Consider the following 10499-nt stretch of genomic DNA (forward strand, 5'->3'; position numbering starts at 1 on the left):
TGCTTGCTCCACGCCCACGCAAAAACAAACGCCGCCGTGGCGAACCAGGGCGGCGTTGTCGATCAGCGAGCCAGGGCCAACGACCCTGAGGCGGCAAGGCTTATTCGCTCGGCGGCACGTAGCCGGCGGCGGCATCGGCGCCATCGCCGAAGAAGTGCTTTTCCATCTGCACGGCCAGGTACTTGCGGGCGCGGGCGTCGGCCAGCATCAGGCGGTTCTCGTTGACCAGCATGGTCTGGTGCTTGAGCCAGGCGGCCCAGGCTTCCTTGGAGACGCTCTCGAAGATGCGCTTGCCCAGCTCGCCCGGATAGGGCGGGAAGTCCAGGCCTTCGGCTTCCTTGTTCAGTTTGATGCAATGGACCATGCGTGCCATGTCGATTCCTTGGGTTCGTTAGGTTGAAAGAGGTCGGTCGTGGCGGGCCCGGCGATGGGTGTCGGCGCGGGTGCCGGCGCACGTCCTGACAAAAAAGTTGAAAGCGTGAAACCTGGTTGATTCATCAGTAAAGGTTCTTGATCAGGACCTGCGACTTGCGCTGCCAGTTGTAGATCTGCTGGCGATCCTGCGGCAGGTCGTTGACCCCCGCCAGCACGAAGCCGCGCTTGAGGAACCAGTGCGAAGTCCGTGTGGTGAGCACGAACAGCTTGGTCAGGCCGGCCTCGCGGGCGCGCGTCTCGATGTGTTTCAGGATACGGTCGCCGTCGCCCTGGCCTTGCACTTCCGGGTTCACGGTCAGGCAGGCCATCTCGCCCATCTTTTCCTTGGGGAAGGGGTAGAGGGCGGCACAGCCGAAGATGACATTGTCGTGCTCGATGACCGAGAAGTAATTGATTTCGCGTTCGATCAGCTCGCGGCCGCGCTTGACCAGGGTACCGTCGGCTTCCAGCGGTTCGATCAGCTTGAGGATGCCGCCGACGTCCTCGATGGTGGCCTGGCGCAGGCTTTCCAGGTTCTCGTAGGTGACCATGGTGCCCACGCCATCGTGGGTGAACAGCTCCAGCAGGGCCGAGCCATCGGTGGAGAAGGGTACGATGTGGGCGCGCGAGACGCCGGCATTACAGGCCTTGACCACGCTGCCCAGATAGAAGGCCGCTTCCGGCGAGAGGAATCCGGCCGACAGGACGGCTTCGGCCTGGTGCGAGGACAGCTCGCGGATCTCGGTACCGGCCGCGTCCGTCATCATCGGTGTTTCCGACAGGAAGATCAGCTTTTCGGCACGCAACGCGATGGCCGCCGAGACGGCCACGTCTTCCATGGTCAGGTTGAAGGCTTCCCCGGTGGGTGAGAAACCCAGGGGCGAGAGCAGCACGATGCCGCCGGCATTCATGATGGGCTGGATCACGTCGGCGGCGATCTTGCGCACCACGCCGGTCAGTTGCAGGTCCACGCCATCGAAGACGCCCATCGGACGGGCCGTGACGAAATTGCCGGAAATGACGCGGATGGCCGAATGCGCCATCGGGGTATTGGGCAAGCCCTGGCTGAAGGCGGCCTCGATGTCCAGGCGCAGTTCGCCGGCGGCCTCCTTGGCGCATTCCAGCGCGGTGCTGTCGGTCACGCGCAAGCCGTTGTGGAAGCGTGCTTCCACATTGCGCAGCGCCAGCTGCTCGGCCACCTGGGGTCGCGAGCCGTGCACCACCACCACGCGGATACCCAGCGCGTGCAGCAGGGAAAGGTCCTGGGCCAGGACCTGCAGGTCGCCGGCCGCGACCAGCTCGCCCGGGAAGGCGACCACGAAGGTCTTGCCGCGGAAGGCGTGCACATAGGGCGCGACTGAGCGCAGCCAGTTGACGAATTCGGTCTGTTTTTCCATGACGCGCATTATAACCAGCGTCGGCCCTGGGCGTAGGCTTGCGCGCCGCCAGCGGCCAGATTTCTTGGCGGGATGTTGCAAAGCGGGATCAATGGACCCGCCGGCCTGCCCGGCAAAGCGGCGTCATCGGCCCTGCAGCCGCCTGCAGCCTGACCGGGCGGGCCATGGCAGGTATAATGTCGGCCTCATGTCCGTTACCAAAGCACCCACCACTCCCCCGGCCGCCCAGCCGCAGAAGAACCCGCAGCAGGAGCGCCCAGCCAGGGATCGCAACGACCGCAACGACCGCAGCGGCCGCGAAGGACGCGGTCCGCGCGGCGGCTCCAACGCGACCGCCACCGACACTGCGCCACCGCTACGCAATGCGCTGCCGCCGGTCACCTTCCCGGAAGAGCTGCCGGTCTCCGGCCGTCGCCACGAGATCGCCGAGGCGCTGCGTCGCCACCAGGTCATCATCGTCAGCGGCGAGACCGGTTCCGGCAAGACCACCCAGCTGCCCAAGATCTGCCTGGAGCTGGGCCGTGGTGCCAAAGGCCTGATCGGCCACACCCAGCCGCGCCGTATCGCTGCCTCGTCCACCGCCAAGCGCATCGCCCAGGAACTGAACTCGCCACCGGGCGAGCTGGTGGGCTACAAGGTGCGCTTCAACGACACCCTGTCCAAGGGCGCCTGGATCAAGCTGATGACCGACGGCATCCTGCTGGCCGAGACGCAGACCGATCCGCTGCTGCGCCAGTACGACACCATCATCATCGACGAGGCGCATGAACGCAGCCTGAACATCGATTTCCTGCTGGGCTACCTCAAGCAGCTGCTGCCCCGGCGCCCCGACCTGAAGATCATCATCACCTCGGCCACCATCGACGCCGACCGCTTCGCCCGCCACTTCGGCCGCGAGGTCAAGGGCGAGCTGGTGCCAGCCCCGGTGATCGAGGTCTCGGGTCGCCTGTATCCGGTGGAAATCCGCTACCGTCCCATCGATAATGCCGACCGCAGTGGCGTCTCCACCGAGGTGGCGCAGGCCCGCGCCCGTGCCGAAGGCCGTGCCAGCCAGGCCCAGAAGGACCGCGAGCAGCGCGACCTGATGGATGCCGTGGTCGATGCCGTCGATGAGCTGGCCCGTATCGGTTCTGGCGACGTGCTGGTGTTCCTGCCGGGCGAGCGCGAGATCCGCGACGCCGCCGAAGCCCTGCGCAAGCATCACCCGCCGCATGTGGAAATCCTGCCGCTGTTTGCGCGCCTCTCCGCCCAGGAGCAGGAACGCGTCTTCAAGATCAGCAATGCGCGCCGCATCGTGCTGGCCACCAACGTCGCCGAAACCTCGCTGACAGTGCCGGGCATCCGCTACGTGGTCGATGCCGGCCTGGCCCGCGTGAAGCGCTACAGCTACCGCAACAAGGTCGAGCAGTTGCAGATCGAGCCGGTGGCGCAATCGGCCGCCAACCAGCGCGCCGGCCGTTGCGGCCGGGTGGCGGCGGGCGTCTGCATCCGCCTCTACGACGAGCAGGATTTCCTGCAGCGTCCCAAATTCACCGATCCGGAAATCCTGCGCTCCTCGCTGGCCTCGGTCATCCTGCGCATGAAGTCGCTGCACCTGACGGACGTGGAGAGCTTCCCCTTCATCGAACCGCCCCTGGGCCGTGCCATTGCCGACGGCTACCAGTTGCTGCAGGAACTGGGCGCGGTGGAAGAGCAGGGCGGCGTCAACCGCCTCACGCCCCTGGGCCAGCAACTGGCCCGCCTGCCGCTGGACCCGCGCGTGGCGCGCATGATCCTGGCTGGCCGCGACAATGCCTGCCTGACCGAGTTGCTCATCATCGCCGCTGCGGTCTCGGTGCAGGATCCGCGTGACCGGCCCATGGAAGCGCAGAACGCGGCCGACAACGCGCACAAGAAATTCGCCGACGAGAAGTCCGAGTTCGCCAGCTATCTCAAGATCTGGAAGTGGTTCGAAGACGCCATCGCCCACAAGAAATCCAACCGCCAGCTGCAGGAGCACTGCCGCGAGAACTTCCTCTCGCAGCTGCGCCTGCGCGAGTGGCGCGACGTCCATTCGCAACTGCTGACCATCGTCAAGGAACAGGGCTGGCGCCTCAACGAAGCCCCGGCCACCTATGACCAGCTGCATCTGGCACTGCTGACCGGCCTGCTGGGCAACATCGGTTTCAAGGCCGAGGACGATGCCCAGTACCTGGGCGCACGCGCCATCAAGTTCAACATCTGGCCCGGCGCCCACCTCACCAAGAAGCCAGGCCGCTGGGTGATGGCCGCCGAGCTGGTCGATACGGCCCGCCTGTATGCCCGCTGCGTGGCCAACATCCAGCCCGAATGGCTGGAAAAGCTGGGTGGCCACCTGCTGAAGAAATCCTGGGGCGAGCCGCGTTGGGAGAAGCGCGCCGCCCAGGTCACCGCGTCCGAGCGCGCCACGCTCTACGGCCTGGTGGTCTACAGTCAGCGCCGCATCAACTACGGCAACATCAACCCGGCCGAGGCCCGCGAGATCTTCATCCGCGATGCCCTGGTGGGCGGCGACTTCGAGACCCGCGCACCGTTCTTCGCGCACAACCAGAAACTGGTGCGCGAGATCGAGAACCTGGAGCACAAATCGCGCCGTCTGGATGTGCTGGTGGACGACGAGCTCATCATCGGTTTCTACGACAAGCTGATCCCGCACGACATCTGCAATGGCGTGGACTTCGAGAAGTGGCACAGGCAGGCCACGGCCGCCGACGCCAAGCTGCTCTACCTGAACCGTGACGACCTGATGCGCCACGAGGCCGCCGGCGTCACCACCGAGCTCTTCCCCAAGACGATGAACGTGGCTGGCATCGCCATGGCGCTGTCCTATCACTTCGAACCGGGTGCCGCGCGTGACGGCGTCACCCTGACCGTGCCGCTGTATGCGCTGAACCAGGTCTCGGCGGACCGCTGCGAATGGCTGGTGCCGGGCATGTTGAAGGAGAAGGTGCACCTGCTGATCAAGTCGCTGCCGCAAAAGCTGCGCCGCCACTGCGTGCCGCTGCCCGACTACGCAGCGCGCTTCTGCGAGCGCGTGGACGAGCGCAAGATCTTCGGCCGGGGCAACCTGATCGACGCCATCATTGCCGACATCCGCGAGCAGATCACCATCCTGGTCAAGCCCAGCGACTTCAAGCAGGAGACGCTGTCGGCGCACCACGCGATGAACTTCAAGATCGTCGACGAGCATGGCCGCCAGCTGGAGATGGGCCGCAACCTCGCCGCCTTGCAGGCCGAGTTCGGCGGCCAGGCGCGCCAGCAGTTCCAGAAGCTGGCCGAGCAGGTCGCCATCGCCCCGCGCGATGAGGACGACGGCGACAGCACCGGTACCGGTGCAGGTACTGCGGCGGCGGTCCCGAAGGTAGCGGCCAAGGGTGCGGCCTCATCCGCTGCAGCGGCCTCGTCCGCAGCTGCCGCGCCCGCGTCGGTGGGCGAGTACAGCAACCTGACCGGCTGGAGTTTCGGCGAGCTGCCCGAGCTGCTGGAGATCACCCGAGGCAGCGGCAAGCAGGCGCAGACGCTGATCGGTTTCCCGGCACTGGTGGACCGCAAGACGCATTGCGACCTGGAAGTCTTCGACGACCCGGCCGAGGCGGCGCGCTTCCACTATGCCGGCCTGCGTCGTCTCTTTGCGCTGCAGATGAAGGAGCAGCTGAAGTACCTGGAGAAGAACATCCCCGGCCTGCAGCAGATGGGCATGCAGTTCATGGCCCTGGGTTCGCAGGAGGAATTGCGTGAGCAGATATTGAATGCCGGCCTGGAGCGTGCCTTCCTGCAAGACCCGCTGCCGCGCAACGCCGACGAGTTCAACCGTCGCCGTGACGAAGGCAAGGCCCGTCTGGGCTTGCTGGTCAACGAGATTGCCCGCCTGTGCGGACAGATCCTGGCCGAGTACCATGCCCTGCCCAAGAAGCTGCAAGGCCTCAAGGCCTATGCCCAGGCGGCAGGCGACATGCAAACGCAGCTCTCGCAACTGGTGGGCAAGCGTTTCGTGGCCGAGACCGACTACGGCAACCTGAGCCACTACCCGCGTTATCTGAAGGCCATCAACGTGCGGCTGGACAAGCTGCGCGCCGATCCGGCCCGCGATACGCGCCTCTTGGGCGAATGGAACCAGGTGGCCCTGCCTTACCAGCGCGCCCTGAAGGAACGCGCCGGCCGTGCCGATCCCAAGATGACCGAATTCCGCTGGATGCTGGAGGAGCTGCGCGTGTCGCTGTATGCGCAGGAACTGAAGACGCCCATGCCGGTGTCGGTCAAGCGGTTGCAGAAGGTGTGGGAGAGCATGCAGCGCTAAACTTCCCTTGCTGGCCAAGTCTCCTCCCCACTGATGAGCTCGGGAAAATCCCGATTTCCTTTTCCTGCCCTGGAGCTATTCTTGTAAAAGGAACGCACCGCTGTCCGGTGACGACAATATTGGCGGGGGACAATCTATGGAATTGGCAATGAGCAAGGCAGGCCAGGTACAGGCTGGCGCTGCAACGACAATCACGCCGCTTGCCCATCACGGTCAAGCCGGTTCTTCCCGTGGCAGCCTGCGCGAGCAAGCCTTGCTGGGCGACAAGGTCAACCTGGCTGCCGCCGTCGCTGCCGGCATCGGCGCCCTGGTGCTGGGCTTGCAGTACGGTGCCTTCCCGCTGGCGGCCCTGGTGAGCTTGCCTCTGCTGGCCTGCGCTGCCGGCGTAGTCTGGATGGGGCGTGGTGCGCTGTATGCCCGCCTGGTCCTGACCGCTGTGCTGGTCAGCCTGGTAGCCCTGCAGATCCAGCTCTCGCATGGCGTGGTCGAATACCACTTCGGCGTCTTCGTCACCCTGGCCTTGCTGCTGGTCTATCGCGACTGGCGTCCCATCGTGCTGGCGGCGGCGCTGTTTGCGGTCCATCACGTTCTCTTCGATCGCTTGCAGGCGGCCGGTTTCGGCCTCTACTGCGTGACCCAGCCTGACTTCGGACGCGTGCTGTTGCACGCAACCTATGTGGTCATCCAGACTGCGCTCGAAGTGCTGATGGCGATCAAGATGCAACGTACCGCCCGCGAGGGAGACGAGTTGCTCGATATCATCTCGGCTGTCGACAGTCCCGCCGGCATCTGCCTGGACGTTGCCGGCGTGCCGGCCACCACCCACGCCGCCCAGGCGATGACCAATACCCTCGATCGCATGCGGGGCGCCGTGCAGGTGGTCAGCGATGCTAGCAACAGCGTCCATACCGCCAGCGCCGAAATCGCCCATGGCAACCAGGATCTGTCGGCGCGCACCGAAAGCCAGGCCATGGCACTCTCCGAGGCGGCCGCCGCCATGAATGAACTGGGCGAAACCGTCAGGCTCAACGCCGACCACGCCGTGCAGGCCAATCAGCTCGCCAACCAGGCCACCGATGTGGCCGGGCAGGGTGGGGCGGTGGTGACGCAGGTGGTGGAAATGATGCGGGCCATCAGCGAGAGCAGCAAGCGCATTGCCGATATCAATGGCCTCATCGATGGCATCGCCTTCCAGACCAATATCCTGGCCCTCAATGCGGCCGTCGAGGCGGCGCGCGCCGGTGAGCAGGGGCGCGGCTTTGCGGTCGTGGCCGGCGAGGTCCGTACCCTGGCGCAACGCTGCGCGGCAGCCGCCAAGGAAATCAAGGAACTCATCGATACCAGCGTGACGCAGGTCGGCCAGGGATCGGCCCTGGCGGGGCAGGCCGGCGATACCATGACTGAGGTGGTCGCGGCCATCAACCAGGTCACCACCATCGTCAACGAGATCAGCCATTCGAGCGCCGGCCAGCGCGCGGGTGTCGACAAGGTCGGCGAACTCATCGAGCAGCTCGACCAGACCACCCAGCAGAACGCCGCACTGGTGGAGGAAATGGCGGCCGCGGCCACCAGCCTGCATCACCAGGCCGAAGACCTGAATCACTCGGTCGATATCTTCCAGATGGGGCAGGCCGGATCGGTATTGCGTTAGGGCGACCGACCCGGGCCGGGTAAAACCCTCGCCGGAGCGGGCGAGGGGGCCGGGTTGACGCCGGCTTGACGCGCTAAATCCGCCAAGATCGGCCATTTTTCGCGTAAAATGCCGGATTCTCAGAATCAGTCGAATACGTCGAACACCATGGCCATCAAGTCAGACAAATGGATCCGCCGCATGGCGGAGCAGGAAGGAATGATCGAACCCTACGAGCCGGGCCAGGTGCGCCACACGGCCGATGGCAGCAAGATCGTCTCCTACGGCACCTCGTCCTATGGCTACGATATCCGCTGCGCCAACGAATTCAAGATCTTCACCAACATCAACTCCACCATCGTCGATCCCAAGAACTTCGATGAGAAGTCCTTCGTGGACTTCAAGGGCGATGTCTGCATCATCCCGCCGAACTCCTTCGCGCTGGCCCGTACCGTCGAATATTTCCGCATCCCGCGCAGCGTGCTGACCATCTGCCTGGGCAAGTCCACCTATGCGCGTTGCGGCATCATCGTCAACGTCACCCCCTTCGAGCCGGAATGGGAGGGCTACGTGACCCTGGAGTTCTCCAACACCACCCCGCTGCCAGCCAAGATCTATGCCGGCGAAGGCTGCGCCCAGGTGCTGTTCTTCGAGAGCGACGAGGTCTGCGAAACCTCCTACAAGGATCGTGGCGGCAAGTACCAGGGCCAGCACGGTGTGACCTTGCCCAAGACCTGAACTGGTCGGGGCGGAAATGATTTGTAAAATGCCATTCAGCGATCTGCTGAATGGCATTTTTTATGTAATGAACAGCTTCAGGACGGCGCGGCAGTTCTCCTGCACCCTTGTCAGCGTTGCGTCTTGCGTAAGCTTGCAAACGCTTGCGGTTCCCAGTCCCGATAAGCCAATAGCAGCCCCGTTCCGCGACGTTGTGCGAAGGGCTGTTTGAGGCTTTCCTCGTGTAATTCCGCGAATTCGCGATGCAGTCGTGCCAGTTTTCCTTGAAGCTGCGCATACGCCTGCTCGCTCAGCATGCCATGCACGAAGACCAGTTGTTCTGCAGATTGGTCAAATAGGCTATCCATGAAGTCGCCCAGACCCTGGGTCTGGAAATAGCGACGGATGGGGCCATCGGGCAGCCACTCGAAATGACGTGCGACCCGAAGCCGGATGCGGTTGCCCGGAAGCAGTGAAATCAGCCGCATCTTTTCCAGTGCCAGCAGATGCGTGAGACATTCGGCTTCGCCAAGGCGATATTTATCGAGGATGTTGGCTAGCGACCAGTGGTTCAGTGCGCAAATGGCGACCAGCAAAAGACACGTGTTGCCTACCAGTTCGCGCTCCTGTTCCTGTGTCAGACGCTCCAGCGGAAGCTGGCTTTCTTCGGCCTGCCGCGTCAGCTCGGCCAGGGACAGATCCAGCAAGCCCGCGAGTTCGGCCAACCGCGCCACGGTGAGATTTCCTTGCGAGAACATGCGCTTGACCGTGGGCTCGGACAATCGCAGGGCAGCCGCGACGTCGCGGTAGGTCTTGCCGCGGGCTTTGAGCCCGCGTTTGATGGTGGTCATCAGTTGAGTGACAGAGGTGTCGAGCATAAAGGTATCTCAAAATAATACTAAATGGCCTGCATATTTATACATCACTCTGTTGAAGTAGCTTAAGTTAATATTCTTTGTCTATGATGCCGACCGTGTTAGCAGATCATGAGAACCTGACGGCTTGCCCGGAAAGTCAACGAAATTGGAACCCAGAAAAATAAGAGTCATCGGTACCGGCATGGCCTTGCCGGCCCAGGAGGTCAGCGATACAGATCTTGACAGGCGACTTGGTCTGGCGCCTGGCACTACCTACGGCATCACTGGCGTGAAGCGCCGATTCCTTTCCACCAGCGAGACCGCCGCGCAACTGGCGGCGCGCGCCTGCGAGCGGGCGCTGGAAGATGCGGGTCTGCAATGGAGCGAGGTGGATTGTCTGGTCGCCGCTTCGGCCACCATGGACCAGGCGCTGCCCTACAACGCCGCGTTGGTGCATGCGGAGCTCGGCCTGCAGGATCATCGCATCAGCAGCTTTGACATTGGCGCAAGCTGCCTGTCCTTCCTCACCGCGCTGGATCTGATGAGCTATCTAGTGGAGGCTGGACGCTATCGCTGCGTCATGCTGGTCTCGGCGGATATCGCCACCTTCGGCATGGACTGGAGCCGCTTGCGCGAATGCGGCATCTTTGGTGATGGTGCGGCGGCCGTCGTCATCCGTCGCTCGCAGCCGGGAGAGCGTAGCGCACTGCTCAGTGCCGGGCTGGTGACCTTATCCGAGGGGGTGGCCGACTGTCGCATACCGGCGGGAGGATCGCGTCATCACCCGCGTCGGATGGCGCAGGACATCACGCCTTTATCGGTGTTCCAGATGGCAGGAAAACAGGTGTTCCGGCGCGTGGCGGGCGAGCTGCCCGCCTTCGTTGAGCAGCTATTGTGCACGGCGCGTAAGACGATGGCGCAGATGGCGGCCATTGTTCCGCACCAGGCCAGTCAGTTGGCGTTGGATCATCTCTCCAGACGTTTGCGTATTCCCGAGGGGCGGCTGGTGGACATATTTTCAGAATATGGCAATCAGGTAGGCGCATCACTGCCGACCGCTTTGCACCATGCCGTCGGGCAGGGTCGCCTTCAGCGGGGAGACTCCCTGATGCTCATCGGTACTGGTGCCGGCCTGACGATGGGCGGCATCGTCATGACTTATTGAGAAA

Annotated in this window: 7 protein-coding genes; 4 read left to right on the forward strand and 3 right to left on the reverse strand. The window is 63.8% G+C overall.

Going from position 1 to position 10499, the window contains the following annotated elements; all coding sequences use genetic code 11:
• Positions 1 to 100: 100 nt before the first annotated feature.
• Both ACIPHN_RS20185 and argA read right to left on the reverse strand, forming a co-directional pair.
• The gene (locus ACIPHN_RS20185; protein ID WP_400439227.1) at positions 101 to 373 is read right to left on the reverse strand and encodes an oxidative damage protection protein; all 273 of its coding nucleotides are present in this window, start codon (positions 371 to 373) and stop codon (positions 101 to 103) included.
• Positions 374 to 497: 124 nt separating this feature from the next.
• Positions 498 to 1811 (reverse strand): amino-acid N-acetyltransferase, encoded by a 1314-nt coding sequence (gene argA, locus ACIPHN_RS20190; protein ID WP_400439230.1) that lies wholly within the window; start codon positions 1809 to 1811, stop codon positions 498 to 500.
• 187 nt (positions 1812 to 1998) lie between these two features.
• Here argA and hrpA point away from each other — a divergent pair, with 187 nt between their 5' ends.
• The 3 genes from hrpA to dcd all read left to right on the forward strand — a co-directional run bounded on the left by hrpA (position 1999) and on the right by dcd (position 8494).
• On the forward strand, positions 1999 to 6126 hold the full coding sequence (gene hrpA, locus ACIPHN_RS20195) for an ATP-dependent RNA helicase HrpA (protein WP_400439233.1): 4128 nt from the start codon (positions 1999 to 2001) through the stop codon (positions 6124 to 6126).
• Between the two features lie 148 nt (positions 6127 to 6274).
• Positions 6275 to 7777: a methyl-accepting chemotaxis protein gene (locus tag ACIPHN_RS20200; protein ID WP_400439236.1), complete on the forward strand. Its 1503-nt coding sequence runs from the start codon at positions 6275 to 6277 to the stop codon at positions 7775 to 7777.
• A 147-nt stretch (positions 7778 to 7924) separates the two neighbouring features.
• Entirely contained in the window at positions 7925 to 8494 is a 570-nt protein-coding gene (gene dcd, locus ACIPHN_RS20205; RefSeq protein ID WP_400439239.1) for a dCTP deaminase, read from the forward strand.
• A 110-nt stretch (positions 8495 to 8604) separates the two neighbouring features.
• Here the strand turns inward: dcd and ACIPHN_RS20210 are convergent, their stop codons facing one another.
• On the reverse strand, positions 8605 to 9351 hold the full coding sequence (locus ACIPHN_RS20210) for a helix-turn-helix domain-containing protein (protein WP_400439242.1): 747 nt from the start codon (positions 9349 to 9351) through the stop codon (positions 8605 to 8607).
• Positions 9352 to 9496: 145 nt separating this feature from the next.
• On the opposite strand from ACIPHN_RS20210, the gene ACIPHN_RS20215 reads away from it, so the two are divergent.
• Positions 9497 to 10495 carry a 3-oxoacyl-[acyl-carrier-protein] synthase III C-terminal domain-containing protein gene (locus ACIPHN_RS20215; RefSeq protein WP_400439245.1) on the forward strand — a complete coding sequence of 333 codons (999 nt, stop codon included), beginning with the start codon at positions 9497 to 9499 and terminating at the stop codon, positions 10493 to 10495.
• Positions 10496 to 10499: the final 4 nt, after the last annotated feature.

It is taken from the genome of Herbaspirillum sp. NPDC087042 (assembly GCF_044745245.1).
In the GTDB taxonomy this organism is placed as follows: domain Bacteria; phylum Pseudomonadota; class Gammaproteobacteria; order Burkholderiales; family Burkholderiaceae_D; genus Herbaspirillum.

What these genes read in the sequence shown, in the direction of transcription:
- ACIPHN_RS20200 (WP_400439236.1), top strand. Translation starts at nt 6,275, where the DNA reads ATGAGCAAGGCAGGCCAGGTACAGGCTGGCGCTGCAACGACAATCACG.
- ACIPHN_RS20185 (WP_400439227.1), bottom strand. Translation starts at nt 373, where the DNA reads ATGGCACGCATGGTCCATTGCATCAAACTGAACAAGGAAGCCGAAGGC.
- dcd (WP_400439239.1), top strand. Translation starts at nt 7,925, where the DNA reads ATGGCCATCAAGTCAGACAAATGGATCCGCCGCATGGCGGAGCAGGAA.
- hrpA (WP_400439233.1), top strand. Translation starts at nt 1,999, where the DNA reads ATGTCCGTTACCAAAGCACCCACCACTCCCCCGGCCGCCCAGCCGCAG.
- argA (WP_400439230.1), bottom strand. Translation starts at nt 1,811, where the DNA reads ATGGAAAAACAGACCGAATTCGTCAACTGGCTGCGCTCAGTCGCGCCC.
- ACIPHN_RS20210 (WP_400439242.1), bottom strand. Translation starts at nt 9,351, where the DNA reads ATGCTCGACACCTCTGTCACTCAACTGATGACCACCATCAAACGCGGG.